This is a genomic window from Streptomyces sp. DI166 (assembly GCF_900091315.1).
Taxonomy (GTDB): Bacteria; Actinomycetota; Actinomycetes; order Streptomycetales; family Streptomycetaceae; genus Streptomyces; species Streptomyces fuscus.
Genome location: NZ_FLSP01000107.1, coordinates 1 through 25,701, shown reverse-complemented (window position 1 = coordinate 25,701; position 25,701 = coordinate 1). Strand labels below are relative to the sequence as shown.

Annotated in this window: 23 protein-coding genes, 1 tRNA gene and 2 pseudogenes; 13 read left to right on the top strand and 13 right to left on the bottom strand. The window is 70.3% G+C overall.

The features are described 5' to 3' along the window. The 6 genes and pseudogenes from GA0115233_RS34165 to pknB form a co-directional block, all read left to right on the top strand. Positions 1 to 213 (top strand): FHA domain-containing protein (locus tag GA0115233_RS34165; RefSeq protein ID WP_093724219.1); only part of this gene is annotated, 213 nt, incomplete at its 5' end. Positions 214 to 223: 10 nt separating this feature from the next. After that, positions 224 to 741, top strand: a pseudogene (locus GA0115233_RS34160) (FHA domain-containing protein). Positions 742 to 869: 128 nt separating this feature from the next. Then, the gene (locus GA0115233_RS34155; RefSeq protein WP_250747355.1) at positions 870 to 2,435 is read left to right on the top strand and encodes a Stp1/IreP family PP2C-type Ser/Thr phosphatase; all 1,566 of its coding nucleotides are present in this window, start codon (positions 870 to 872) and stop codon (positions 2,433 to 2,435) included. 24 nt (positions 2,436 to 2,459) lie between these two features. Further along, the gene (locus GA0115233_RS34150) at positions 2,460 to 3,911 is read left to right on the top strand and encodes an FtsW/RodA/SpoVE family cell cycle protein (protein WP_093724218.1); all 1,452 of its coding nucleotides are present in this window, start codon (positions 2,460 to 2,462) and stop codon (positions 3,909 to 3,911) included. Next, the gene (locus tag GA0115233_RS34145; RefSeq protein WP_093724217.1) at positions 3,908 to 5,383 is read left to right on the top strand and encodes a penicillin-binding transpeptidase domain-containing protein; all 1,476 of its coding nucleotides are present in this window, start codon (positions 3,908 to 3,910) and stop codon (positions 5,381 to 5,383) included. The genes GA0115233_RS34150 and GA0115233_RS34145 overlap by 4 nt, the downstream gene beginning before the upstream one ends. A gap of 169 nt (positions 5,384 to 5,552) precedes the next feature. Further along, the gene (gene pknB, locus GA0115233_RS34135; RefSeq protein WP_093724216.1) at positions 5,553 to 7,529 is read left to right on the top strand and encodes a Stk1 family PASTA domain-containing Ser/Thr kinase; all 1,977 of its coding nucleotides are present in this window, start codon (positions 5,553 to 5,555) and stop codon (positions 7,527 to 7,529) included. A gap of 83 nt (positions 7,530 to 7,612) precedes the next feature. On the opposite strand, the gene GA0115233_RS34130 is transcribed toward pknB, so the two are convergent. Genes GA0115233_RS34130 through GA0115233_RS34105 form a run of 6 tightly spaced genes read right to left on the bottom strand, consistent with a single transcriptional unit; the run spans position 7,613 to position 11,761 of the window. Next, the gene (locus tag GA0115233_RS34130; protein ID WP_093724215.1) at positions 7,613 to 8,359 is read right to left on the bottom strand and encodes a class E sortase; all 747 of its coding nucleotides are present in this window, start codon (positions 8,357 to 8,359) and stop codon (positions 7,613 to 7,615) included. Positions 8,360 to 8,372: 13 nt separating this feature from the next. Next, complete coding sequence (locus tag GA0115233_RS34125; RefSeq protein WP_093724214.1) at positions 8,373 to 9,419, bottom strand: class E sortase; 1,047 nt, start codon at positions 9,417 to 9,419, stop codon at positions 8,373 to 8,375. After that, a complete protein-coding gene (locus GA0115233_RS34120) occupies positions 9,416 to 10,054 on the bottom strand; it encodes an aminodeoxychorismate/anthranilate synthase component II (RefSeq protein ID WP_093724213.1) in 639 nt (212 codons plus the stop codon). Before GA0115233_RS34120 ends, GA0115233_RS34125 begins: the two co-directional genes overlap by 4 nt. After that, the gene (locus GA0115233_RS34115) at positions 10,051 to 10,212 is read right to left on the bottom strand and encodes a hypothetical protein (RefSeq protein WP_019324742.1); all 162 of its coding nucleotides are present in this window, start codon (positions 10,210 to 10,212) and stop codon (positions 10,051 to 10,053) included. Before GA0115233_RS34115 ends, GA0115233_RS34120 begins: the two co-directional genes overlap by 4 nt. Positions 10,213 to 10,266: 54 nt before the next feature. Further along, entirely contained in the window at positions 10,267 to 10,962 is a 696-nt protein-coding gene (locus GA0115233_RS34110; protein ID WP_093724212.1) for a class E sortase, read from the bottom strand. A gap of 19 nt (positions 10,963 to 10,981) precedes the next feature. Then, a complete protein-coding gene (locus GA0115233_RS34105; protein WP_093724211.1) occupies positions 10,982 to 11,761 on the bottom strand; it encodes a DUF881 domain-containing protein in 780 nt (259 codons plus the stop codon). Between the two features lie 142 nt (positions 11,762 to 11,903). Here GA0115233_RS34105 and crgA point away from each other — a divergent pair, with 142 nt between their 5' ends. Beyond that, complete coding sequence (gene crgA / locus GA0115233_RS34100) at positions 11,904 to 12,158, top strand: cell division protein CrgA (protein ID WP_093724210.1); 255 nt, start codon at positions 11,904 to 11,906, stop codon at positions 12,156 to 12,158. 278 nt (positions 12,159 to 12,436) lie between these two features. On the opposite strand, the gene GA0115233_RS34095 is transcribed toward crgA, so the two are convergent. Beyond that, on the bottom strand, positions 12,437 to 13,324 hold the full coding sequence (locus tag GA0115233_RS34095) for a rhomboid family intramembrane serine protease (RefSeq protein ID WP_093724209.1): 888 nt from the start codon (positions 13,322 to 13,324) through the stop codon (positions 12,437 to 12,439). Positions 13,325 to 13,418: 94 nt separating this feature from the next. Continuing rightward, positions 13,419 to 13,946: a peptidylprolyl isomerase gene (locus GA0115233_RS34090; RefSeq protein ID WP_093724208.1), complete on the bottom strand. Its 528-nt coding sequence runs from the start codon at positions 13,944 to 13,946 to the stop codon at positions 13,419 to 13,421. Between the two features lie 240 nt (positions 13,947 to 14,186). Here GA0115233_RS34090 and GA0115233_RS34085 point away from each other — a divergent pair, with 240 nt between their 5' ends. Next, positions 14,187 to 14,876: a DUF5324 family protein gene (locus tag GA0115233_RS34085; protein WP_093724207.1), complete on the top strand. Its 690-nt coding sequence runs from the start codon at positions 14,187 to 14,189 to the stop codon at positions 14,874 to 14,876. A 118-nt stretch (positions 14,877 to 14,994) separates the two neighbouring features. Here the strand turns inward: GA0115233_RS34085 and GA0115233_RS34080 are convergent. Beyond that, positions 14,995 to 15,067 (bottom strand) — tRNA-Ala (locus GA0115233_RS34080). Positions 15,068 to 15,253: 186 nt separating this feature from the next. Here GA0115233_RS34080 and GA0115233_RS34075 point away from each other — a divergent pair. After that, complete coding sequence (locus GA0115233_RS34075) at positions 15,254 to 15,802, top strand: helix-turn-helix domain-containing protein (RefSeq protein WP_093724206.1); 549 nt, start codon at positions 15,254 to 15,256, stop codon at positions 15,800 to 15,802. A gap of 116 nt (positions 15,803 to 15,918) precedes the next feature. Continuing rightward, positions 15,919 to 17,121 carry a serine/threonine-protein kinase gene (locus GA0115233_RS34070; RefSeq protein WP_093724205.1) on the top strand — a complete coding sequence of 401 codons (1,203 nt, stop codon included), beginning with the start codon at positions 15,919 to 15,921 and terminating at the stop codon, positions 17,119 to 17,121. 44 nt (positions 17,122 to 17,165) lie between these two features. Here the strand turns inward: GA0115233_RS34070 and GA0115233_RS34065 are convergent, their stop codons facing one another. Both GA0115233_RS34065 and GA0115233_RS34060 read right to left on the bottom strand, forming a co-directional pair. After that, positions 17,166 to 18,410, bottom strand: coding sequence for a hypothetical protein (locus GA0115233_RS34065; protein WP_255310450.1), 1,245 nt, complete (start codon positions 18,408 to 18,410; stop codon positions 17,166 to 17,168). A 174-nt stretch (positions 18,411 to 18,584) separates the two neighbouring features. Beyond that, complete coding sequence (locus tag GA0115233_RS34060) at positions 18,585 to 18,713, bottom strand: DLW-39 family protein (RefSeq protein WP_003999697.1); 129 nt, start codon at positions 18,711 to 18,713, stop codon at positions 18,585 to 18,587. A 328-nt stretch (positions 18,714 to 19,041) separates the two neighbouring features. Between GA0115233_RS34060 and GA0115233_RS34055 the strand changes: the two genes are divergently transcribed. Further along, on the top strand, positions 19,042 to 19,446 hold the full coding sequence (locus tag GA0115233_RS34055; protein ID WP_093724202.1) for a DUF6344 domain-containing protein: 405 nt from the start codon (positions 19,042 to 19,044) through the stop codon (positions 19,444 to 19,446). A gap of 219 nt (positions 19,447 to 19,665) precedes the next feature. Continuing rightward, positions 19,666 to 20,541, top strand: a complete 876-nt coding sequence (locus GA0115233_RS34050; protein ID WP_093724201.1) for a glycosyltransferase family 2 protein — start codon at positions 19,666 to 19,668, stop codon at positions 20,539 to 20,541. On the opposite strand, the gene GA0115233_RS34045 is transcribed toward GA0115233_RS34050, so the two are convergent. Both GA0115233_RS34045 and GA0115233_RS34040 read right to left on the bottom strand, forming a co-directional pair. After that, positions 20,475 to 20,675: a ferredoxin gene (locus tag GA0115233_RS34045; protein ID WP_093724200.1), complete on the bottom strand. Its 201-nt coding sequence runs from the start codon at positions 20,673 to 20,675 to the stop codon at positions 20,475 to 20,477. The genes GA0115233_RS34050 and GA0115233_RS34045 overlap by 67 nt on opposite strands. Positions 20,676 to 20,816: 141 nt before the next feature. Continuing rightward, positions 20,817 to 22,025, bottom strand: a complete 1,209-nt coding sequence (locus GA0115233_RS34040) for an amidohydrolase family protein (RefSeq protein ID WP_093724199.1) — start codon at positions 22,023 to 22,025, stop codon at positions 20,817 to 20,819. Between the two features lie 455 nt (positions 22,026 to 22,480). Here GA0115233_RS34040 and GA0115233_RS34035 point away from each other — a divergent pair. Next, positions 22,481 to 25,701 (top strand): annotated as a pseudogene (locus GA0115233_RS34035) (hypothetical protein); the annotation flags it as partial.

Here is a 25,701-nt window from a genome sequence, read left to right as displayed (position 1 = left end):
GCACGCACCGACGCCGACGTGCGGATCGACGACCCCGGCGTCTCCCGTCGGCACTGTGAGATCCGGACCGGAACGCCCTCGACGATCCAGGATCTCGGGTCCACCAACGGCATCGTGGTGGACGGGCAGCACACCACCCGCGCTACGCTCCGCGACGGCTCGCGGATCGTCGTGGGCAGCACAACCGTTATCTATAGGCAAGCCGAAGGGTGAAGCGGGGGCAATGTCAGAGCTGACCCTCACGGTCATGCGGCTGGGTTTCCTGGCCGTCCTGTGGCTGTTCGTGATCGTGGCCGTGCAGGTCATCCGCAGCGACCTGTTCGGTACGCGCGTCACCCAGCGCGGGTCCCGCCGGGAGGCCGGCCGCCAGCAGCAGCCGGCCCGGCAGGCGGCGACCCCGCCGCAGCAGCGCCAGCAGGCCGGCGGGGCGGCCGCCAGCGCCGTAACGCCCCCACCAAGCTCGTGGTCTCCGAGGGCACCCTCACCGGTACCACCGTCGCGCTGCAGGGCCAGACCATCACGCTGGGCCGGGCGCACGACAGCACGATCGTGCTGGACGACGACTACGCCTCCAGCCGCCATGCCAGGATCTACCCGGACCGCGACGGACAGTGGATCGTCGAGGACCTGGGTTCCACCAACGGCACGTACCTCGACCGATCGCGGCTGACGACCCCCACACCGATTCCGCTGGGCGCGCCGATCCGTATCGGCAAGACCGTCATCGAGCTGCGGAAGTAGTGCTACATCATGAATGAGCGCGAGCGGAGCGAGCACGCATCGGCGGCCCTCACGACGGGCCCCGGCGCGCTCCCGACCGGAGGGTGGGCACCGTGCGGATGTATCCGGAGCCGACGGGCGAGGTGCGCATGAGTCTGTCACTGCGCTTCGCCGCCGGATCGCACAAAGGCATGATCCGGGAGGGGAACGAGGACTCCGGTTACGCCGGACCGCGTCTGCTCGCCATCGCCGACGGCATGGGCGGCGCGGCGGCGGGCGAGGTCGCCTCCTCCGAGGCGATCTCCACCATCGTCGCCCTCGACGACGACATCCCGGGCTCGGACATCCTCACCTCGCTCGGCACGGCCGTGCAGCGCGCCAACGACCAGCTGCGCTCCATGGTCGAGGAGGACCCCCAGCTGGAGGGCATGGGCACCACGCTCACCGCCCTGCTGTGGACGGGCCAGCGCCTGGGCCTGGTGCACGTCGGCGACTCGCGCGCCTATCTGCTGCGCGACGGGGTGCTGACCCAGATCACCCAGGACCACACCTGGGTGCAGCGCCTGGTCGACGAGGGCCGGATCACCGAGGAAGAGGCCACCACCCACCCCCAACGCTCCCTGCTGATGCGGGCGTTGGGCAGCGGCGACCATGTCGAGCCTGATCTCTCCATCCGCGAGGTGCGGGCCGGCGACCGCTATCTGATCTGCTCCGACGGCCTGTCCGGTGTGGTGTCCCACCAGACCCTGGAGGAGACCCTCGCCAGCTATCAGGGCCCGCAGGAGACGGTGCAGGAGCTGATCCAGCTCGCGCTGCGCGGCGGCGGCCCCGACAACATCACCGTGATCGTGGCCGACGTCCTCGACCTGGACACCGGCGACACCCTCGCGGGGCAGCTGCACGACCAGCCGGTCGTCGTGGGAGCGGTCGCAGAGAACCAGCTCCAGGTGCACGACAACGGCATCATGCAGACCCCGGCCGGCCGCGCCGCGGGGCTCGGCCGCCGCCAGGTGCCCGGTCAGGGCGGCGGAGGCGGCGAGTTCGGCCCGCCCGGCTCCGGCGACATCACCGGGTTCATCGACACCTCCGGGTTCGCCCCGTACTCCGACGAGGACCTGGTCAAGCCGCGCAAGCGCAGGTGGCTGAAGAGATCCCTCTACTCCGCGCTCGCGCTGGCCGTGATCGGCGGCGGTCTGTACGGCGGCTACAAGTGGACGCAGACGCAGTACTACGTCGGCGTCAACGGCGAGCACGTCGCGCTCTACCGAGGGATCAGCCAGGACCTGGCCTGGGTCTCGCTGTCGAAGGTGGAGACGGACCACCCCGAGATCGAACTCAAGTACCTCCCGCCGTACCAGCAGGAGCTGGTCGAGGCCACGATCGCCGAGGGCGGGCTGGCCGACGCCCAGAAGAAGATCGACGAGCTGGCCCTCCAGGCCTCCGCGTGCAAGAAGCAGGCCGAGCGCCAGGAAGCCCAGAGCGAGCAGAACTCCAAGACCGGCGAGGGCGAGGCCGGAGGCACCACGGGAACCACCCGTACCTCTCTTACGTCCAAGGCGTCACCGACACCGAATCCGTCGAACACGCCGTCGGGTACACCCTCGGGCAGCCCGACCAAGACCCCGACCCAGTCCGCGACCTCACCCACTCCCACTCCCGGCCCCACCCTCTCGGAGGAAGAGAAGAAGGTCGTCTCGAAGTGCGGTACGCAGTAGGCACGTGAGAGGCCCCGTCACACGATGAGCAGTACTTCCCACACCTCGACGCACCACACGTCCACGATCGGCTCCATCGGCGCGCCGAGCCGACGCAACACCGAGCTAGGACTGCTGGTGTTCGCCGTCGTCATCCCGGTCTTCGCCTACGCCAACGTGGGCCTGGCGCTCGACGACGAGGTACCGGCCGGCCTGCTGAGCTACGGTCTGGGCCTCGGCCTGCTGGCGGGCCTGGGCCACCTCGCCGTACGCAAGTTCGCACCGTACGCGGACCCGTTGCTGCTGCCGCTGGCGACGTTGCTGAACGGGCTGGGACTGGTCGTGATCTGGCGCCTGGACCAGTCGAAGCGGCTGCAGGCGAGGGCCGAATACTTCGAGGCCGCTCCCCGCCAACTGCTGTACTCCGCGATGGGCATCACGCTGCTGGTGGTCGTCCTGCTGCTGCTGAAGGACCACCGGGTCCTCCAGCGCTACACGTACATTTCGATGGCGGGCGCACTCTTCCTGCTGATCCTGCCGCTCGTGCCGGGCCTCGGCGCGAACGTCTACGGCGCCAAGATCTGGATCAAGATCCCCGGTCTCGGCACGCTCCAGCCGGGCGAGTTCGCGAAGATCGCGCTGGCGGTCTTCTTCGCCGGCTATCTCATGGTCAAGAGAGACGCGCTCGCACTGGCCAGCCGCCGCTTCATGGGCCTGTACCTGCCGCGCGGCCGCGACCTCGGTCCGATCCTCGTGGTCTGGGTGATGTCGATCCTCATCCTGGTCTTCGAGACCGACCTCGGTACGTCCCTGCTGTTCTTCGGGATGTTCGTCATCATGCTGTACGTCGCCACCGAGCGGACCAGCTGGATCGTCTTCGGTCTGCTGATGTCCGCGGTCGGCGCCGTCGGTGTGGCGAGCTTCGAACCGCACATCCAGACCCGTGTGCAGGCATGGCTGGACCCGATGCGCGAGTTCACGCTCAGCCGGGAAGGCGTCCGGGACGGCATCATTCACTCCGAGCAGGCCATGGAGGCGCTGTGGGCCTTCGGCTCCGGCGGCACCCTCGGCACCGGGCTCGGCCAGGGCAACTCCGACCTCATCGGCTTCGCCGCCAACTCCGACTTCATCCTCGCCACCTTCGGCGAGGAGCTGGGCCTGGCCGGCGTCATGGCGATCCTGCTCATCTACGGCCTGATCGTCGAGCGCGGCATCCGTACCGCCCTCGCGGCCCGCGACCCGTTCGGCAAGCTGCTCGCGGTCGGCCTGTCCGGGGCCTTCGCCCTCCAGGTCTTCGTGGTCGCCGGCGGTGTCATGGGGCTCATCCCGCTGACCGGTATGACGCTGCCCTTCCTGGCCTACGGCGGTTCGTCCGTCCTCGCCAACTGGGCCCTGATCGGCATTCTGCTGCGGATCAGCGACACCGCGCGCCGCCCGGCACCCGCCCCCGCTCCGAACCCCGACGCCGAGATGACCCAGGTGGTCCGCCCGTCATGAACAAGCCCCTGCGCCGGATTGCCCTTTTCTGCGGACTGCTGATCCTCGCCCTGCTGATCCGGAACAACTACCTCCAGTACGTCAAGGCCGACGACCTCGCCGACGACGACGAGAACCGCCGCGTCAACATCGCGCGGTACTCCACGCCGCGCGGCGACATCATCGTCGAGGGCAAGGCCATCACCGGGTCCGTCGAGTCCGAGAGCGGCGACTACAAGTACAAGCGCACCTGGACCAACGGCCCCATGTGGGCGCCGGTCACCGGCTACTCCTCGCAGGCGTTCGGCGCCAACCAGCTGGAGAAGCTGGAGGACGGCATCCTCACCGGCAACGACGACCGGCTGTTCTTCCGCAACACCCTCGACATGCTCACGGGCAAGCAGAAGGAGGGCGGCAGCGTCGTCACCACCCTCAGCGCCGCCGCGCAGAAGGCCGCGTACGAGGGGCTCGGCGACAAGAAGGGCGCCGTCGCCGCGATCGACCCGTCCACCGGCAAGATCCTCGCGCTGGTCTCCACTCCCTCGTACGACCCCTCCAAGTTCGCCGGGACGTCCAACAAGGACGCCGAGGCGTGGAACGCGGTCCAGAAGAAGAACAACCCGGACGACCCGATGCTGAACCGGGCGCTGCGCGAGGTGTACCCGCCCGGCTCCACCTTCAAGGTCGTCACCGCCGCCGCCGCGCTGGAGAACGGCGAGGTCTCGGGCATCGACGACGCGACCAAGACGCCCGACCCGTACCAGCTGCCGGAGACCACCGGCAAGCCGCTGACCAACCAGCACGGCGAGTGCAAGAACGCCAGCCTGAAGTACGCGCTCATGGTGTCCTGCAACACCGTCTTCGCGAAGCTCGCCGACAACGTGGGCAACGAGAAGATGATCGAGCAGGCGGAGAAGTTCGGCTTCAACAACCCCGAGCTGGACACCCCGGTCCGCGCCGCCCAGAGCGTCTACCCCGAGGACAACCGGCCGCAGAACGCCATGGACGGCATCGGCCAGGCGTCCAACCGGGCCACCCCGCTGCAGATGGCCATGGTCGCCGCGGCCGTCGCCAACGACGGCAAGCTGATGAAGCCGTACATGGTCGACCAGCTCAAGGCGCCGAACCTGGACACCATCGAGACGAACGATCCGGAGGAGCTGTCCCAGGCGGTCTCCGCCGAGACCGCGCAGAAGCTCCAGCAGATGATGGAGGCGGTCGTCAACGACCCGCAGGGCACCGGCTCCAGCGCCCGGATCGACGGCGCCACGGTGGGCGGCAAGACCGGTACCGCCCAGCACGGTCTGAACAACAGCGAGAAGCCGTACGCGTGGTTCATCTCCTACGCCAAGCTGTCCGACGGCAGCTCGCCGGTGGCCGTGGCGGTGGTCGTCGAGGACGGCGCCGCCAACCGTGACGACATCTCCGGTGGCGGTCTCGCCGGACCGATCGCAAGGGACGTGATGAAGGCCGTCATCGACAGCAAGAAGTGACCCCGCTCACGTCGCCTTCACATCGGTGCACGTTGCGATACCGGTCCTGTATCGGCTGACGGGCTTGGCCAGGTCACACAGAGCGAGCCGGGTACGGTAGGCCCGGACGGCAGCCTCGAACCGTACGAGCGTGCGGTCGGGACCGACGGAGAGGGCTGGTAGGTAGCTTATGGAAGAGCCGCGTCGCCTCGGCGGCCGGTACGAGCTGGGCCAGGTGCTCGGCCGTGGTGGCATGGCGGAGGTCTACCTCGCGCATGACATCCGCCTCGGCCGGACCGTGGCTGTGAAGACGCTGCGCGCGGACCTCGCGCGTGATCCGTCCTTCCAGGCCCGCTTCCGCCGGGAGGCCCAGTCGGCCGCCTCGCTCAACCACCCCGCGATCGTCGCGGTCTACGACACGGGCGAGGACTACATCGACAACGTGTCGATCCCGTACATCGTCATGGAGTACGTGGACGGCTCGACTCTGCGTGAGCTTCTGCACAGTGGCCGCAAGCTGCTGCCGGAGCGTGCGATGGAGATGACGATCGGGATCCTCCAGGGCCTGGAGTACGCCCACCGCAACGGCATCGTGCACCGCGACATCAAGCCGGCGAACGTCATGCTGACGCGCAACGGCCAGGTCAAGGTGATGGACTTCGGCATCGCCCGCGCCATGGGCGACTCCGGTATGACGATGACCCAGACCGCGGCCGTCATCGGCACCGCCCAGTACCTCTCCCCGGAGCAGGCCAAGGGCGAGCAGGTCGACGCTCGCTCGGACCTGTACTCGACGGGCTGTCTGCTCTACGAGCTGCTGACGGTGCGGCCGCCCTTCGTGGGCGACTCCCCGGTGGCCGTGGCCTACCAGCACGTCCGGGAAGAGGCCCAGCCGCCGTCGGTGTTCGACCCCGAGATCACGCCCGAGATGGACTCCATCGTCCTGAAGGCGCTGGTCAAGGACCCCAACTACCGCTACCAGTCCGCGGACGAGATGCGCGCCGACATCGAGGCCTGCCTCGACGGCCAGCCGGTCGCGGCCACGGCGGCGCTCGGTTCGGTGGGCTACGGCCAGTACCCGGACGACCAGCCGACCACCGCGCTGCACTCCGCGGACGGCGGCGCGACGTCGATGCTGCCCCCGATGAACCCGGACGACGGCGGCTTCGGCTACGACGACCGTCCGGACCGGCGGCGCCAGAAGAAGTCCAACACCTCCACGATCCTGCTGGCCGTGGCCGCGGTACTGGTCCTGGTCGGCGCCATCCTGATCGGCAAGTGGATCTTCAACGGCGAGGGCGTGGCCAACAACAGGACCGAGGCACCGGCCATGGTGGGCCTGACGGTGCCGGAGGCCGAGAAACTGGCCAAGAACGCCGAGGTCAAGCTGGAGCAGACCGAGAAGCCCTGCGAGGACCAGCCGAAGGGCAAGATCTGCGACCAGGACCCGGAGGCGGGCACGAAGGTCGACAAGGGCGACACCATCAACATCGTGGTGTCGACCGGCGCGCCGAAGGTCGCGGTGCCCAGTGTGCTCGGCCAGGACTTCGAGGTCGCCAAGCAGACGCTGGAGGCCGACAAGTACGGCTTCGAGGTCAAGAAGGTCGAGAAGGTGTCGTCGGAGACGCCGGGCAAGGTCACGGCTCAGGACCCCGAGCTGGGCGAAGAGGTCGAGAAGGGCTCCACCATCACGCTCACCGTGGCCAAGGAGCAGGAGAAGTCGACCGTCCCGGACGTCGTCGGCTCGACCTGTGACGAGGCCAAGGCGCGGATGGAGGAGAACGACCTGGTCGGTGAGTGCACCGACGTGGAGACCCAGGACCCGAACCAGGTGGGCAAGGTCATCGCGACCACCCCGGGCTCCGGTCAGCAGGCGGTCCCCGGTTCCAAGGTCACCATCCAGATCGGCAAGGCGCCCGAGAACCAGCAGGTCCAGGTGCCGAACCTCCAGGGCCAGAAGCTCAAGGACGCCAAGAAGGCGCTGACCGACCTGGGTCTGGTGGTCGGCAACATCACCGGCTCCCAGGACGACAACGCCACCGTCTTCAGCACCAACCCGGGCGCGGGCAACACGGTCAACAAGGGCCAGCGGGTCGACCTGGTCGCCTTCGACGGCGGCCCGGGCGGCAACGGAGGCAACGGCGGCGACGGCGGCCTCTTCGGCTGACCTGCCTCGTTCAGAAGCACCAAGGCCTCGGCTCCCTCTTGAGGGAGCCGAGGCCTTCGTCATGTCCCGGCCGGTGCTTGCGGCTACGACCCGCTGAGCTCCTTCGGCGGGGTCCGCTGGTCGTCGACCTTCTCCACCCGGTCCAGTTCGCCCCAGACGACGTAGCGGTAGCGGCTGGTGTAGATCGGGGTACAGGTCGTCAGGGTGATGTAGTGGCCGGCCTTGGTGCGGCCGGACTCCTTGGGGACGGCGCCGAGGACCTTGACGTTGTACTTCGAGGTCTCCGGGAGGATGCCGTAGACCTTGTAGACGTACCACTTGTCCTTCGTCTCGAAGACGATCGGGTCGCCCTTCTTGAGCTTGTGGATGTTGTGGAACTTCGCGCCGTGGCCGTCGCGGTGGGCGGCCAGGGAGAAGTTGCCCTTCTTGCCGGAGGTGGGCAGCGCCGCCTTGACCGGGTCGGTGTAGTAGCCGGCGACACCGTCGTTGAGGACCTTCGACGTGGTGCCCTTCTCGACCAGGATCTCGTCGCCGGTCATGTCCGGGACGTGCAGGAAGCCGATGCCGTTCTTCGAGTCGTAGGCGACCGGGCCGCCCTTCTCCTCCTGGGCCCAGCTGTCACGGACCTTGTCGCCCTGCCGGTCCGCCTTGCGGTCCGCTATCACGTTCGTCCACCACAGGGAGTAGACGACGAACAGACCCAGCACCAGGCCCGCCGTGATGAGGAGTTCACCGAAGACACTCACCGCGGCCGCGACACGGCCGGTGCCCCGGCGCCGCGGACCCGCGGGGCTGCCCGTCAGCTCTTGCTGCTCGGTGGTCGCTGCCACTGTTCATCTGCCCTTACTGCACGAGCGCATCCGGCTTGCCCTTGCTGCGCGGCCGTTCCTCGACCATCTTGCCCCACACGATCAACCGGTACTTGCTGGTGAACTCCGGCGTGCACGTGGTCAGCGTGATGTAGCGCCCCGGCTCCTTGAACCCGGAGCCCGGCGGCACCGGGTCCAGCACGCTCACATTGCTCGGCGGCGTCGACGGCAGCATGGACGCCATCTTGTAGACGTAGTAGTCGTCCTGGGTCTCCACCACGATCGGATCGCCCGGCTGGAGCCGGTTGATGTAGCGGAACGGCTCCCCGTGCGTGTTGCGGTGCCCGGCGAGACCGAAGTTGCCGCTCTTCGCCTCCGGCATCGCCGTCTTCAACTCGCCCTCGCCGTAGTGCCCGACCATCCCCCGGTCCAGCACCTTCTTGTTGCTGATGCCCTCGGCGATGGGCACCACGACGTCCAGCTTCGGGATGTGCAGGATGGCGAAGCCCTGCCCCGGCTCGAAGGTCCCGGGGTTGCGCTTGCCGCTCTCCCAGTCCTTCTCCAGATTGCTGCGCGCCTTGTCCGCCTGCGCGTGCGCCCGCACATTCGTCCACCACAGCTGGTAGCTGACGAACAGCAGCATCAGCACGCCGGTGGTGATGAACACCTCGCCGATCGCCCGGCTCACCAGCACCCCGGCACTGGGCTTGCGAGCGCGCGCCTGACGCCGGGCCTCCACCCGGGACAGCGGCCGGCCGGAGGAGTCCGCGGACTCCGCGCCGCCCGGCGTCTCGCTCCGAGCGCCCCCATGACGCCCATGACGCCGCTTGGCGGCCTTTCTCCGGGCCGCACGGCCCCCCGCCGGGGGGCGAGCGTCGGAAGCGGTGGACGAGGCTCCAGAATCGGCCACAGCGCCGGACGCGGCCGGTATCCGCAGCGCCACCGTCTCCTCGTCGGCCGGCGGCAGCCAGGGCTCGCTCGCCTGGGCGCTCCCGTACCACTCCCCGAGCGCGCCGGACGCCCCGTACGGGTCCTGCCCGTACGAGGCACCGGACTCGCGCTCGGGGCGCAGCTGGGTCACGCCGTGGCCCTGCCCACCACCGGGGCGAGCCCCGCAGACCTCGCCACAGCGCCCTGGTCACCGCACTCCACCAGCCAGTTCGCCAGCATCCGGTGGCCGTGCTCGGTGAGCACCGACTCCGGGTGGAACTGCACGCCCTCGACGGGCAGTTCACGGTGGCGCAGCCCCATGATGATGCCGTCGTGGGTGCGGGCGGTGACCTCCAGCTCGGCCGGGACGGTGTCCGGCTCGGCGGCCAGGGAGTGGTAGCGCGTGGCCGTGAAGGGGGAGGGCAGCCCGGCGAAGACGCCCTTGCCCTCGTGCTCGACGGGGGAGGTCTTGCCGTGCAGCAGCTCCGGCGCCCGGTCCACCACACCGCCGTACGCGACCTGCATGGACTGCATGCCCAGGCAGACGCCGAAGACGGGGACCGAGGTGGCGGCGCAATGGCGGACCATCTCGATGCAGACGCCCGCCTCCTCGGGGGTGCCGGGTCCGGGCGAGAGCAGGACACCGTCGAAGCCGTCCTGGGCGTGGGCGGTGGACACCTCGTCGTTGCGCAGGACCTCGCACTCGGCGCCCAGCTGGTAGAGGTACTGCACCAGGTTGAAGACGAAGCTGTCGTAGTTGTCGACGACGAGAATGCGCGCGCTCACTGGTTGTCCACCGTCACATCGTTGAAGGGAAGCAGCGGTTCGGCCCACGGGAAGACGTACTGGAACAGGACGTACACCACGGCCACGACCAGCACGAGTGAGAGCAGGGCCTTCACCCACGCGTTTCCCGGCAGATGCCGCCAGATCCAGCCGTACATGCCGTCCCTTCCATAGCGCCACGGCACCGGACTCACGCCGTACCGCCCACCAGACTAACGGCGCAGGGCCGCTGGTTTCCCGGCCTCCACAGGCTGTGTGGAGTCCAGATGCGCCCACACGATCAGCCGGTGACTGTGCCCCCACTCCGGATCGCAGGTGGTGAGCGTCAGATAGCGGCCCGTGCGCTTGTACCCCGATTTACGTGGCACAGGGTCGATCACCTCAATGTCCGACGGCACGGTTTTGTAGGGGCCCCTGTCGACGCGGTACGTGAACCAGGTCGTGCCGTCGGTCAGCACCACCGCGTCCCCGGGGCGAAGTCTGGGGAAGTCCTTGAAGGGGTCGCCGTAGGTGCGCCGGTGGCCCGCCACGGAGAAGTTGCCCTTCTGGCCGAGCCGCGCGGTGCGCTCGTAGTGGCCGAGGCCCTTCTTCAGGGTCCCGGTGTCGGTGCCCTCCAGCACCGGTTTGTTCCACGTGAAACCGAGCCGCGGGATGTACATGATCGCGAAGGGCTTGCCGTGCCGGTACGGCGTCGGCTTCGGCGGGGCGCTCGCCGAGGCGCCCGGGGCCGGGCTCGCCGTGGGCCGCGCGGACTGCCGCGCCCACTGCTCCTCCAGCTGGTCGATCTGGTCGTCCATGACCCGGTCGGCCTTCACGCCGGTCCAGAAGAGCACGTAGACGACGAAGAGGACGATCACCGTGCCGACGGTGATGCACAGCTCGCTGACGGTCCTGACGACAAGACGCACCGGCGGCTCCCGGTCGGGGTCACTCCACGGGCTGGGCGTACTGCAGATCCACTGTGCCCGAGTAGCCGGGCAGAGTCACCGGGCCGTCCTCGGTGACTTTCCAGCCGAGCCCGTAGACGTTGACGTAGACCATGTAGTTCTGGATCGCCGGGCTCTCCGAGAGCGCCTGCTGGAGCTTGCCGGGGTCCCCCACCGCGGTGATCTTGTAGGGCGGGGAGTAGACCCGGCCCTGGAGGATCAGGGTGTTGCCGACGCAGCGCACCGCGCTGGTGGAGATCAGCCGCTGGTCCATGACCTTGATGCCCTTGGCGCCGCCCTGCCACAGGGCGTTCACCACGGCCTGGAGGTCCTGCTGGTGGATGACCAGGTAGTCGGGCTCCGGCTCGGGATAGCCGGGGAGCTTGGCGGTGGCGTCGGGCGGGGCGTCGTTCAGGGTGACGGTGATCGCCTCGCCCTTGAGCTTCTGCGTGCCCGCGCGCTTCTCCAGGCCCGCGAGCTTCGCGTCCTGCGTCCGGGTGCTGCCGTCGTCCCGCTCCGCCAGCGTGTCGACCTCGTCGCGCAGGGCCGCGTTGGACTCGTCCAGCTCGCCGTTCTTCTTGCTGCGCTCGTGGATCAGGTCCGAGAGCTTCAGCAGGGAGTCGTCGGTGCGGATGTTGGTGCCCTTGGCGGTGTTGAAGCTCGTGAAGAAGATCAGACCGGCCAGCGCGAACACGGCAGCGGTGAGCACCCGCACGGGCCGGATGCGCCGGCCCGGGGCAGGACTGGATTGCGGTGGGGGGAAGTCGGCAGAATTGCTCAACGTACCCTTATCTCCTTCGGCGCCACGGAAGCACTACGCTAACGGACGCCCGGGGGAGCACTCAGAGTCCCCAGTTACGCTGCCCCGAGCCAGCCCCCCGTTCCCTGCGCGGCCACGCAGCGCATCGACAGGAGAGACCCTCGTGCCGAAGTCACGTATCCGCAAGAAGGCCGATTACACGCCGCCGCCCGCCAAGCAGGCGACCGCCATCAACCTGAGCAGCCGTGCCTGGGTCGCCCCGGTGATGCTGGCCCTGTTCGTCATCGGGCTGGCCTGGATCGTGGTGTTCTACGTGACCGACGGCTCGCTGCCCATCGACGCCCTGGACAACTGGAACATCGTGGTGGGCTTCGGCTTCATCGCGGCCGGGTTCGGCGTCTCCACGCAGTGGAAGTAGCGGCGGCCGGGGCTGCCGCCCCACCTCTGCCCACGGTTATCCACTGAGTTATCCACAGGCTTTTTCCACATGGGGAAAAGAAAGACGATCTGTGGATAACCTCTCGGGTGTTGACGCCGGTGTGACGGAAGTACCGGCATTCGAAAGCCCGTTCGCCCCCTGCCTGACCTGCGGAAACACCGGTCAGTGACAGGGGGCACAGCTGTTCCCGCACACTGTGCACAAGATCCGGCACATGCTGTGGACAACATCACCGCTCAGCTGTGGACAGCGACGGCTCAGGTGAGCTGGGCGGTCCTCAGCAGGGTGAGGACGACGACCACCGCCAGCACCAGCGCGGCCGTCCCGTACTGCACCAGGGCCCGGTGCTCGCGGGGGGCGTGGACCATGCCGTACCCGATGATCACGCCCGCGACCAGGCCGCCGATGTGGGCCTGCCAGGAGATGTTGAAGCTCGGGTTGAAGGTGAAGACCAGGTTGATCGCCAGCAGGGCGATGATCGGCCGCATGTCGTAGTTCAGGCGGCGCATCAGCACGGCGGTGGCGCCGAAGAGGCCGAAGACGGCACCGGAGGCGCCGAGGGTGGCCGTGGTCGGGGTGGCGGCCAGATACGCGAGCGCGCTGCCGGCCAGCCCGGAGACCAGGTAGAGGCAGAGATAGCGGGACCGGCCGAGGGCCGCCTCCAGCAGTCCGCCGAGCCACCACAGGCTGAGCATGTTGAAGCCGATGTGCCAGATCTGCTCGTGCGTGAACATCGAGGTGACCATCCGCCACCACTCGCCGTCGGCGACGCCCTGGGTCGGGGCGAACGGCGCGGGCGGCCAGGTGCCGAGCAGAACGAGGTCGTTCAGCAGGGACGGCCGAATCTGCACGGCGAGGTACACCGCGAGATTGATCCCGATGAGGATCTTGGTGACCAGGCGCGTATCGGCCGTGACGGTGCCGCCCGCGAGGGTGCGGGGCGTGCTCGCGGCGGGCGGATGCCCGGTGCCGGAGCCGGAGCGGACGCAGTCGGGGCACTGGAAGCCGACCGAGGCGCTGACCATGCACTCGGGGCAGATCGGGCGCTCGCAGCGGGTGCACCGCACACCGGTCTCGCGGTCCGGGTGCCGGTAGCAGCCCGGCAGACCCTGGGCCTGGTGCGCGCTGTCCGGCTCCTGGTCCATGCGATCCCCTAAGTCGTCGTCCGGCGTGCGGCCACCCCGCTCATGTTTACGGATGAGCGGGACGATTGGTTCCCTTCGGACAACGACAGCGGGCCTATCGGGTCTCGACGACCACGAACTCGATGACGACGTCGTTGACCGGACGGGAGGTGCGCGGGTTGGTCGGGGTGACGGCGATGGCGTCCACGACCTTCTGGCTCGCCGGGTCGACGACCTCGCCGAAGATGGTGTGCTTGCGGTTCAGGTGCGGGGCCGGGGCCACCGTGATGAAGAACTGCGAGCCGTTGGTGCCCGGCCCGGCGTTGGCCATGGCCAGCAGATACGGCCGGTCGAAGCGCAGGTCGGGGTGGAACTCGTCCTCGAACTCGTAGCCGGGGCCGCCGATGCCGTTGCCCAGCGGATCGCCTCCCTGGATCATGAAGCCGCTCATGACCCGGTGGAAGACGGTGCCGTCGTAGAGCCTGGCGGTGCTGCGCTCACCGGTGGTGGGGTTGGTCCACTCCCGCTCGCCCCGGGCGAGCTCGACGAAGTTGCGCACCGTCCGCGGGGCGTGGTTCGGCAGGAGCCGCAGTTCGATGTCGCCGTGGCTGGTCTTCAGAGTGGCGTAGAGCTGCTCGGCCACGATGTGCCTTCTTTCGTCTTCCGGGGGCACCCGATCCTTCCAGAAAAGCGGGCCGGTGGTCCCGGGCCGGGGGCGCGCGACAGCGATCCGTGGCATTGTCGACGACAAGCGCCTGTTGCCCCTTAATTCATCCGTGTGACCCGGATGCCCGTCCTCACATGCCTCCGGGCCCATTGACAGGCATGATCCCTAAAAGGGTGGAAAGTCGAAATACCGTACGCCACCGAGGAGGAGGATCCCGTGACCCGCAAAGACAGCGTGCGCGCCGCAGCCGGCTCGGCAAAGGACAGCGTGCGGCACGCCGCGGAAGTGGTGGCGCCCTACGCCGGTACGGCCAAGGACCAGGCCGCGCACTACGCACACGAGGCCCGAGTACGGCTCGCGCCGAAGGTGTCCCAGGCCGCGGAGCAGGCCCGCGTCCAGTACGACTCCCATGTCGCTCCGCTGCTGGAGCAGGCCCGCACCCATGTACCGCCGAAGGTCGACCACGCCGCCCAGGAGGCAGCCGTCCGTACCCGTGTCGCCGCCCGCCAGGCCGCCGAGTACTCGCGGCCCCGGATCGAGCACGCCGTGGCGGTCGCCGTACCGGTGCGGGACGAGGCCGCGGCCCGGAGCATGGCGGCACTGGCCGCACTGCGCGGCCAGGTCCCGCCCGAGGAGGTCCAGAAGCTGGTCCGCAAGCACCAGCGCCACTCCCGCTCCGGCCGCTTCGCGAAGGCACTGCTGGTGCTGGGCGTCCTCGGGGGCGCCGCGTTCGCCGCCTGGAAGTGGTGGGACAAGCAGGCCAACCCGGACTGGCTGGTCGAACCCCCGGCCGCCACCGAGGTCCCCGAGTCGGGCCGGCTCAGCTCCGTGGACGGCAGCTCATCGGTCCTCGACCCCGAGGTGGAGGCCAAGGAGGCCGAGGCCAACCAGGAGGACCGCCCCTGACCCCGGCCCCTCACCGACTCGCGGGGCGGGAGACCTGTCGGGGGTTTCCCGCCCCGCGGCACTGAGCGCGACAAAAACCCCTCCGACCACATGCGTGCTGGTCGGAGGGGTTCTGTTGTGGAGCCTAGGGGAGTCGAACCCCTGACATCTGCCATGCAAAGACAGCGCTCTACCAACTGAGCTAAGGCCCCTGGACGGGTGCGCGGCACCGGAAGGAAACCACACATCCGGTGGGCGACCCGAACCAGAGTACCGGGTCACCCCGGGTGTCTCGCAAAAAAGATTGGGGGTCCCGATGAACGACCACTCTCCGTAAGATGCTCCCGCGCGGTTCGCTACAGCGAAGCGCGGTTCTGGGGAAGCGATGGGGAGACGCAATGGACGCCGCACAGCAGGAAGCGACCGCAAGAGCGCGGGAACTGCAGCGGAACTGGTACGGGGAGCCGCTGGGGGCGCTCTTCCGTAAGCTCATAGATGATCTTGGTCTCAACCAGGCTCGTCTGGCGGGGGTACTGGGACTGTCCGCGCCGATGCTGTCGCAGCTGATGAGCGGTCAGCGCGCGAAGATCGGCAATCCGGCCGTGGTGCAGCGGGTCCAGCTGCTCCAGGAGCTGGCCGGGCAGGTCGCGGACGGCAGCGTGAGCGCCGCCGAGGCCACCGAGCGCATGGAGGAGATCAAGAAGTCGCAGGGGGGCTCGGTGCTCAGCAACACCGGGCAGTCGACGAACAGTTCGGGTGCGCCCACGGTCAAGCGGGTGGTCCGCGAGATCCAGTCGCTGCTGCGCTCGGTCGCCGCCGCCGGCGACATCATCGAGGCCGCCGACTCCCTCGCCCCGACCCACCCGGAACTGGCGGAGTTCCTGCGCGTGTACGGCGCGGGCCGCACCTCGGACGCGGTGGCGCACTACCAGTCCCACCAAAACTGACGGGCGGGACGGGCGGGACGCGAGCGGGTCGCGTCTCACCGTGCGCGGGGGAGTCGTTTCGCTCCGACCGGGGGAAGCAAGGGGGGTAAGCGCAGGGGGAGGAGCGACGCGCAGCCATGGGTGAGGTCTTCGCGGGGCGGTACGAACTGGTCGACCCGATCGGTCGCGGCGGCGTGGGCGCGGTGTGGCGCGCCTGGGACCACCGCCGCCGCCGGTACGTGGCCGCCAAGGTGCTCCAGCAGAGCGACGCCCACTCCCTGCTGCGGTTCGTACGGGAGCAGGCCATCCGGATCGACCATCCGCATGTGCTGGCCCCCGCCAGCTGGGCCGCCGACGACGACAAGGTCCTGTTCACCATGGACCTGGTCGGCGGCGGCTCGCTGGTCCACCTGATCGGCGACTACGGCCCCCTGCCCCCGTCCTACGTGTGCGTCCTGCTCGACCAGCTGCTCGCGGGGCTCGCGGCGGTGCACGCCGAGGACGTGGTGCACCGCGACATCAAGCCCGCCAATGTGCTGCTGGAGGCCACCGGCACGGGCCGGCCGCGGCTGCGGCTGTCCGACTTCGGCATCGCGATGCGGCTGGGCGAGCCGCGGCTGACCGAGACCAACCTCGTGGTGGGCACGCCCGGTTATCTCGCCCCCGAGCAACTGCTCGGCGCGGAGCCGGACTTCCCCTCGGACCTGTTCGCCGTGGGGCTGGTGGCGCTGTATCTGCTGGAGGGCGCCAAGCCGGACGCCAAGGCGCTGACCGACTACTTCACCGTGCACGGCACACCGGGGGCGCCCAAGGGCATACCGGAGCCGCTGTGGCAGGTCGTCTCGACGCTGCTCCAGCCGGACCCCCAGGCGCGGTTCCGCACGGCGACCGGCGCCCGCAAGGCGCTCGCCGCAGCGGCGGAACTGCTGCCGGAGCCGGGCCCCGACGACGAGCAGATCGAGATCTTCGACCAACTCGGGCCACTGCCGGAGGGGTTCGGGCCCAACGGACCGCTCAAGCGCGCCCCGGGCGTGGACCACACCCCGGTCACCGAGCAGCGCGTACCGCAGTACCCCGCGCATCCCCCGACCCCGGCACCGTCGCCCGTACCGTCGCCGGTCCCTCCGCCACCACCCGCACCCCCGCATCCGGCCACCGAAACGGCCTCCACCGCTTCGTACACCGCCCGCGTCCCGGAGGTTCCCGCACCGCCGGTCGGCCGCGCCGCCCGCCGCCGTGCCGCGCGCCGGCCCGGACCGCCCGCGAAGGTCGCGATCCCGCTGCTGCTCCTGGCCCTGGCCTGCTACGCCACCGGCTTCTGGGCCCTGGCCCACATCTGACGCACCGCACACCATGCGGCACGACGGGACCTCGCGGACACGGTCTACGGCACCGCGCGCCGTCGCACCGCGACCGTCCACACCCCGAGCACAGCCAGGATCGCCGTCCCGCCGCCGATGCCGCTCACCGCGACGATCGTCATGGTCCGGTCGTCGTCGTCCGCGCCCCCGCCCCCGGAGGGCAGCCCGCTCGCGCCGCCCACCCCGGCGACCGGCGCGAACACGTCCCGCGGCGCGAACTGCCCGCCGTACGCGGGCCCGGCCTGCTCCGCGCCCTCGACCCGCACCCGCAGGGTCACCGCGAACGGCCCGGCACCGAAGCGCTCGGTCATCCGGGCGGACAGATGCACGGCCAGGTAGTACGAGCCCCCGAAGCGCGCCCCCTTCACCTCGTCGGAGCTGCTGTAGCGGTTCTCGTAGGCCACCGGCGGTGTGGGGTCCAGGGACGCCGAGCGCGCCCTGCCGTCGAAGTTGAGGTTCTCCCCGTCTAGGACGGCCCGCACCGGGCTGTGCAGCGAGAGCTCCAGCGCGCCCACGACCACCCGGCTGCCCGCGCCGGAAGCGGCCAGGTCGGCGGTGGCCTGGAGCCGCTCGCCCCAGCCGAGCGGCACCTTGTAGAAGACGGTCTGCCCGGGGGTGAGGTCGGTGCGCCACACGCCCTGACCGATACCGACGGCCGAGGCGAACCCGGTGCCCCCGTCCCGCCGTACTTCCTCGCCCGTCAGGGGCGTGGCGGACTCGGTGCTCCGGGCCTCGGGGGCGGCGGTCGGCTCGGGCCGGGTCAGGGCGGGCTCGGAGTAGACGGCGAGCTCCAGGTCCCAGGCGGCATCGTCCGGGGCCGTCGTACCGACCCGCTCGACGACGGCGTAGTACGTGCCTGCCGTCGCGCAGCGCTGCCTCGCCCGGTTGAGCAGGCGCTCGGCGACCGCGGTGAGCGGGCGGGTGCTCTGACCGCCGCCGAAGGTCTCCGTCTCGGAGGAGCAGGTGTGGTCCTCGCCGTCCCGCACGGAGACCCGGACCCCGTCGGAGGCGGAGACGGCGGCGTCCGGCGGGGGGACGGCGGTGGCGGAGACGTAGGCGTTGGAGGTGGCGTCGAGGTCGAGGCGGTAGTGGACGGCCTCGCTCACCGGGAGGGAACTGCGGTAGACCCGTCCGGCCGTCAGAGGGACGGCCTGCGCCGTACCGGCGACCCCGGGGACGGTCCGCGCGTCCGGCGCGAACCCATACGACGGCTCCGCGTCGGCCGCAACCGCGGACGGCGCCCACAGCCCCAGGACCGCCGCCGCCACGGCCCCGCGGCACACCGCACGCCACCCGGGCCCTGTCGTACGCCGCCCCATCACGCGCCCCCTCCTCGTCGTCGCGGCACTCATCCTGCCCACCCCGGCCGGACCGCGCAGCAGCAACACAAAACCCCGACCGCGTCACGGCCGGGGTCTGTTCTCAGATCAGCTTGTCGATGCTCACGAACCCGTGGGCACGGAGTCAGTCGCCTCCGTCCACAGATCCTGCTCGGCGCGATCCGCCTGGATCTGGCGGTACACGAGGAGCCCGCCGATGGCGGCCAGTGCGACCAGGAGAAGCTTCTTCACCGCGCGACCTCGTCTTTCCTTGACGTAGGGGACCTCTGGCGCCCGACTATACACACCGATCGATACCGATCGGTGACCTGTGTTCGGGCCCTCAACTCCCCATCGAGGGGCCGCAGTAGAACGGAGGTCACCGTTCCGATCTGAGGGTGATCACACCCTCACGGACGGTCACTTTGGGCGCTCTTCGCCACTTTCCGCACGTCTTGCACCCATCCGAGTGGTGTTCATCTGAACATCGACGCGCCGCGGGCTCGGGTCCACCACTTCCGGGCCGCCATACACATCATGAGGAAAGTACGCAAATCGCCCAACCCGAAAGTGAGGGGCCATGACCGGGAACCGGGTCATGACGCTGTGGACCGCCGTCGTCTCCGCCTTCCTCGCGCTGTTCACGGCGCTCGGACTGATCTCCACCACCACCACCACCACCGCCGCCGCCGCGCCGCGCACCGACTCGGCCCCGGACACCGGCAGCGACCGTGACACCGCGAGCGACCGCGCCGAGGAGGTCACCGTGCCGGCGCTGTCACCCTGGCCCTGGGCCTACGTCAGGTCCCTGCCGCCCACGATGAAGCAGCGCATCCGCGCCGAGGCGCACGGCAAGACCCCGACCTGCCGCAAGCGCCCGCTCGCGGACACGGAGGCCGAGTCCAGGACCGCGCCGGTGGCCACCCTCGACTGCGAACCGGCCGAGGACGCCACGCGGACGGCGCGCATCCCGCTCCAGCGGTGACCGGGCCCGTAGCCCGGCCGGCTCCGGCGCACCCCGCCCGAGCACTACGGCGCACACCGCGCCGATGCCCCTTCCAGCTTCACCGCTCGTCCCGACACCGACTGAACCCCTCTCCTACCTACCGGACTCAATCCCCTTCGTACGTACGGAACTTGTTCAATACCGCACGACCTCAGGCCGAACCGCTCCGCCACCCGGTCGCGTCGTAGCCTTGACCCCATGCCTCGCACGCCCACGGTCCACGACAGCCGTCGTCATCGGTGGGAGAAGGCCCGGTCAGCAGGCCACGGCACCCGATGCGTCACCGTCGTCACCGCCGTCCACGGCCCCTCCGCCCGCTTCCTGCCCGAGGCCCACGCGTCCTTGTGCGCGCAGGAAATGCCGGACGACTGGGAGTGGCACTGGATCGTGCAGGAGGACGGCAGCAGTGACGCCGTCGCGCCCTTCGTGCCCGACGACGACCGTGTGACCTTCCGGCAGGGAAGGCCCGGTGGCCCCGGTGTCGCCCGGACCATGGCGCTCGCGCACGCGGACGGCGCCTATGTGAAGGTGCTGGACGCCGACGACCGGCTGACGCCCGGCGCGCTCGCCCGCGACCTGGCCGCCCTGGAGGGCGGGCACGGCATAGCGTGGACGACCTCGCGCGCCCTCGACCTGCATCCCGACGGTTCCACGACCGGTTTTCCCGGCGACCCCGACGAGGGTCCCGTCGAGCGCGGTGCGGTCCTCGCCCACTGGCGCGCCCACGACTTCCTGGCCCAGGTCCACCCGGCCACCCTCTGCGTCCGCCGGGACCTGCTGCTCGCGCTCGGCGGCTGGATGGCACTGCCCGCCTCCGAGGACACCGGGTTACTCCTCGCCCTGAACGCCGTCAGCCGCGGCTGGTTCACCGCCGAGCCCGGTCTGCTCTACCGCAAGTGGCAGGGCCAGGCCACCGGCCAGTCCGCCCACGTCGACCCGGCGGAACGGGCGGCCCGGATGGCCGTGGCCGAGGCGCGCGCCCGGTCGCTGGCGGCCTCGGGATGGGCCTACGGCGTCCCCCCGCCCAGCACGATCGCCTGCGACGGGCACTTCTCCGCCGCCTCCCGCACCTGAGGATCGTCCCCGCTGTCCTCACGGCCCTCTTTGACGGCCCCGAAGCCGTCCGCCACGGTGAACACGGACGGCACCCGGTAGACGCACTCGCCGGAGCCGTAACACAGCTCCGGGTCCACAAAGACCTTGGTCATCGCCCCTCCCGTCTGTCTGACCGCATGTCTGACCGTCTGTCTGACGTCCGTCTGACCGTCTGCCTGACGTCTGTCTGACCGTCTGCCTGAGGGGTCACTGCCCGGCGACCGCGGCCGTCAATCCGGGACGGACGACGGGGCTCAGCGGTCGAACGGCAGATCGAGCATCCGGATCGCGTTGCCGCGCAGCAGCTTGTACGTCACCTCGTCCGACAGCCCCGCCACATGCTCCGCGGCGACCTTCTTGGTGTGCGGCCAGGTCGAGTCGACGTGCGGATAGTCGGTCTCGAAGGTGGCGTTGTCCACCCCGACCGTGTCGATCGCCTCGATGCCGTGCCGGTCCCGGAAGAAGCAGCAGAAGATCTGCCGGTAGTAGTACGTGGACGGCGGTTCCGGGATGAGGTCCTTCACCCCGCCCCACGCCCGGTGCTCCTCCCACACGTCGTCGGCGCGTTCCAGGGCGTACGGGATCCAGCCCATCTGTCCCTCGCTGTAGGCGAGCTTCAGCCGCGGGAACTTCACCAGGACCCCGGAGAAGAGGAAGTCCATCATCGACGCCATGGCGTTGTTGAAGCTCAGCGAGGCCTGGACGGCGGGCGGCGCGTCCGGGGAGGCGGCCGGCATCTGGGAGGAGGACCCGATGTGCATGTTCACGACCGTGCCGGTCTCCTCGCAGGCCCGGAAGAAGGGGTCCCAGTACCCGGAGTGGATCGAGGGCAGGCCGAGATAGGTGGGGATCTCGCTGAAGGTGACCGCGCGGACTCCGCGGGCGGCGTTGCGGTGGATCTCCGCGACGGCCAGATCCACGTCCCACAGCGGGATCAGGCAGAGCGGGATGAGCCGCCCGCCGCTGTCGCCGCACCACTCCTCGACCATCCAGTCGTTGTAGGCGCGCACGCAGGCGAGTCCGACCTCCTTGTCCTTGGCCTCGGCGAAGGTCTGCCCGCAGAAGCGGGGGAAGGTGGGGAAGCAGAGCGAGGCCTCGACATGGTTCAGGTCCATGTCCGCGAGGCGCGCCTTCGGGTCCCAGCAGCCGCGCCGCATCTGCTCCCGGGTGATCCCGTCCAGCGTCATCTCGTCCCGGGAGAACCCGACGGCCGCGATGATCCGCTTGTACGGGAAGAACTCGCCCTCGTACTCCCACCAGTCCGTGATCTGACCGTCCGGGTCGGTGGTGAAGCGGTACTTCCCGCCCACGTACTCCAGCTCACCGATCCCCGCGGTAAAGGGTTTGGGGCCTTTGTCCCGGTATTTGGCCGGGAGCCAGGTCTCGAAGAGATGTGCGGGCTCGATCACGTGGTCGTCCACGCTGATGACCCTGGGCAGTTCCCGCTCGCTGGTGTCACTCACGACCTCGGCCCCTCCCGTCTCGCATCTGACGGTTCGTCAGAAACGACGGTACGGCCACGGAGTGAAAGCGGCAAGCGCCGGGCAGCGGTCGGGCGAGCGGGAGAGAAGGCAGCCGCGTCGTTCGGCACCGGTCCCTCCCCTCGCGGGGACCGGTGCCAAACGACGCGCTGGGGACGGTCCGCGAACACGTCGCGGACCGTAGCTCGGCAGGGCGGGGAAGGCTCGGGGACCGGGGACGAGGCCCGGTCGCGGCGGCAGGGGCGAGGGGCGCCGGCAGCCTCTCCGGACGACGCGCGGTTGACTGGCTACGGGGTGTGATCCTGCCAGTTGGGGCTCTTCCCGAGGAGGTTCCGGTTTTCCGCCCTGGGTTTTCGCGCAGGTCAGCCGTATAAAGTGAGTTTTCCGGTCCGGACGCCCGCACCGGTCCGGACGTCCAGCCGCGGAGGAAGTAAGGGGTGGATGCCTTGAGTTCCGACTCACAGGCACGCACAACCTTCGCGGAACGTCTTGCCCTGCTGTACCGGGAGGCGGGCAACCCTCCCCTCAAGCGGGTCTCCGAGGCGGTCGCCCAGCTCCAGCGCGTCGACGAGCGGGGCCGTCCGGTACGGGTCTCCGCGCAGCGCATCAGCGACTGGCGGCGCGCGAAGAACGTGCCCGCCCAGTTCCCGGCCCTGGCCGCCGTACTCCAGGTCCTCGTCCCGCAGGCCCGCCGCGCCCGCCCCTCGCCGGTCTCCCCCGGCCTGTACGACATGGCGCAGTGGCAGCTCCTGTGGGAGCGGGCGGTGGCCGACCCGGTGGAGGCACCCGAGAGCGCCCCGGCGGCCGCGGAGGAGGAGCCCCCGGCCGTCGGCACCGTCTGCCCCTACCGCGGCCTCGCCTCCTACCGCCAGGAGGACGCCCGCTGGTTCTTCGGCCGGGAACGCAGTACGGCCGCACTCCTCGGCCAGCTGACCGCCGCCGAGCGCTCCGGCGGGCTGCTGATGCTGGTCGGCGCCTCGGGCGCGGGGAAGTCCTCACTGCTCAACGCCGGTCTGGTGCCCTCCCTGCGGGAGGGCGAGCGGCAGGTGCTGCAACTGGTCCCCGGCGCCGATCCGCTCACCGAGCTGGTCCGCCGCCTCCCCGGACTCGCGCCGGTGCCCGACCCGGGCGACCCCGGCTTCGGGGACCGGGTCCGCGCGGCCGTACGGGCGTGGGCGGGGGAGAGCTCCGGCGGGCGGCCGGTGGTGATCGTGGACCAGTTCGAGGAGACCTTCACGCTCTGCGCCGAGGAGGACGACCGGCACACCTTCGTCCAGCTCCTGCACGCCGCCAGCACCCCCGGCGAGGACGGCACCCCGGCCCCCGCGCTCGTCGTCCTCGGCATACGGGCCGACTTCTACGAGCAGTGCCTCGGCTACCCCGAACTCGCCGACGCCCTCCAGCACCGGCACATGGTCCTCGGCCCGCTGACCAGCACCGAGCTGCGCGAGGCGGTGACCGCTCCGGCCAAGGCGGTGGGGCTGGAGCTGGAGCCCGGCCTCGCCGAGCTGATCGTCCGCGAGGTCAGCGCCGACGGTCCGCGCGGCGCCCATGACGCCGGGGTGCTGCCGCTGCTCTCGCACGCCCTGCTGGCCACCTGGCAGCGCCGCAAGGCGGGACGGCTGACCCTGGCCGGGTACCGGGCGGCGGGCGGCATCCAGGGCGCGGTGGCGGCGACCGCCGAGCGGGCCTGGTCGGGCCTGGACCCGGCGGCGCGGACGGCGGCCCGGCTGTTGCTGCTGCGCCTGGTGCGGCTCGGCGAGGACACCCAGGCCACGCGCAGGCGGGGGACCAGGCGGCAGCTCGCCGCGGAGTCAAGCGACCCCGACAAGACCGAGGAGTCCCTCGAAGCGCTGGCCCGCGCCCGGCTGGTCACGCTCGACGCGGAGACCGTCGAGATCACCCACGAGGCGCTGCTGCACGCCTGGCCCCGGCTGCGCGAGTGGATCGACGAGGACAGGGGCGGCAACCTGCTGCGCCAGCGCCTGGAGGAGGACGGCCGCGCCTGGGAGGAGTCCCGCCGCGACTCCGCCCTGCTCTACCGGGGCTCCCGGCTGGAACAGGCGCACGCCTGGGCGAAGTCCGCGGGCGACACCTTCCTGACCCGCAGCGCGATGGAGTTCCTCGCGGCATCGGTACGGCTGCGGCGGCGCATCCTGTGGATCAGCCGGGGCGCGGTGTCGGCGCTGGTGGTGCTGGCGCTGGTCGCCGTGGGGTCGGCGGTGGTGGCCTGGCAGCAGCGCAACGACGCCGTGTTCGAGCAGGTGGTCGCGGAGGCGGACCGGGTGCAGTACACCGACCCCTCGCTGTCGGCCCAGCTCGACCTGGTGGCGCACCGGCTGCGCCCCGGCGACGAGGGCACCGCCAACCGGCTGCTGTCCATCGTGAACGCCCCGCTGGCCACCCCGCTCCTCGGCCACACCGGCGCCGTCTACCTCACCTCCTTCAGCCCCGACGGCAAGCTCCTGGCGACCGCCAGCTACGACCGCACGATCCGCCTGTGGGACGTCTCGGACCCGCGCCGCCCCTTCCCGGTGGGCGGTCCCCTGTACGGCCACACGAGCTGGGTGAGCAGCGCCGTCTTCAGCCCCGACGGCCGTACGCTCGCCAGCGCCGCGGACGACGGCACGATCCGGATGTGGGACGTGTCCGATCCCCGCCGTCCCAGCTCGCTGCACACCCCGCTGACCGGCCACGAGGGCACGATCTACCTGATCGCGTTCAGCCCCGACGGCCGCACCCTGGCCTCCGCGGGCGAGGACCGCACGGTCCGCCTGTGGGACGTGGCCGGAAAGGACCGCCCGCGGACGGTCGGCGTCCTGACCGGCGCGCGGGAGGCGGTGCGCTCGATCGCGTTCAGCCCCGACGGCAGGACCCTGGCCGCGGGCGGCGACGACGACACGATCCGCCTGTGGAACGTGACGGACCCCCACCACCCCAGGCGCTACGACACCCCCCTCACCGGCCACACGGACCTCGTCCACTCGGTCGCTTTCAGCCCGGACGGCCGCACCCTGGCCAGCGGCGGCGCCGACGACACGATCCGCCTGTGGAACGTGACGGACCCCGGCCGGGCGAGCGCGCTGGGCCCGCCCCTGACCGGCCATACGGGCCCCATCTGGTCGGTGGACTTCAGCCCAGACGGCGACACGCTCGCAGCGGCCAGCGCGGACAGCACCGCGAGCCTGTGGAACGTCAGCGACCCGGCGTACCCCTCCCAGGTGGGCGAGCCGCTCGCGGGCAGCAGCGGGGAGATGTACGCGCTGGGCTTCAGCCCCGACGGACGGACCCTGGCCACGGGCAGCGGCGACAGCAAGGTACGCCTGTGGGCGGTCCCGACCTCCGACATGTTCGGCCGCGCCGGCGCCTTCCGTCCCGACGGGAACGTCCTCGCCACGGCCGCCCGCGACGGCAGCGTCCGCCTGTGGAACGTCCGTGACCCCCAGCGCCCGCGGGCCCTGAACAAGCCGTTCATGCCGGACGACGGGGGCCAGCGCTCGGTGCTGTTCTCCCCCGACGGCCGCACGCTGGCGGTGCTGACCGGCAACCGCTCGGTCTACCTCTGGGACGTCTCCGACCCCGCCCACCCGGGTCTCCCACGGCCCGCCGCTGACCCTGCGCACCCGATTCATGGGCCCCGACGCCCTCGCCTTCAGCC

Bases quoted from the DNA above. Each gene is read 5' to 3' on its own strand.
- GA0115233_RS34155 (WP_250747355.1), top strand. From the start codon at position 870: ATGAGTCTGTCACTGCGCTTCGCCGCCGGATCGCACAAAGGCATGATC.
- GA0115233_RS34150 (WP_093724218.1), top strand. From the start codon at position 2,460: ATGAGCAGTACTTCCCACACCTCGACGCACCACACGTCCACGATCGGC.
- GA0115233_RS34145 (WP_093724217.1), top strand. From the start codon at position 3,908: ATGAACAAGCCCCTGCGCCGGATTGCCCTTTTCTGCGGACTGCTGATC.
- pknB (WP_093724216.1), top strand. From the start codon at position 5,553: ATGGAAGAGCCGCGTCGCCTCGGCGGCCGGTACGAGCTGGGCCAGGTG.
- GA0115233_RS34115 (WP_019324742.1), bottom strand. From the start codon at position 10,212: ATGTACGGCTGGATCTGGCGGCATCTGCCGGGAAACGCGTGGGTGAAG.
- GA0115233_RS34095 (WP_093724209.1), bottom strand. From the start codon at position 13,324: ATGGACCAGGAGCCGGACAGCGCGCACCAGGCCCAGGGTCTGCCGGGC.
- GA0115233_RS34075 (WP_093724206.1), top strand. From the start codon at position 15,254: ATGGACGCCGCACAGCAGGAAGCGACCGCAAGAGCGCGGGAACTGCAG.
- GA0115233_RS34070 (WP_093724205.1), top strand. From the start codon at position 15,919: ATGGGTGAGGTCTTCGCGGGGCGGTACGAACTGGTCGACCCGATCGGT.
- GA0115233_RS34055 (WP_093724202.1), top strand. From the start codon at position 19,042: ATGACCGGGAACCGGGTCATGACGCTGTGGACCGCCGTCGTCTCCGCC.
- GA0115233_RS34050 (WP_093724201.1), top strand. From the start codon at position 19,666: ATGCCTCGCACGCCCACGGTCCACGACAGCCGTCGTCATCGGTGGGAG.
- GA0115233_RS34045 (WP_093724200.1), bottom strand. From the start codon at position 20,675: ATGACCAAGGTCTTTGTGGACCCGGAGCTGTGTTACGGCTCCGGCGAG.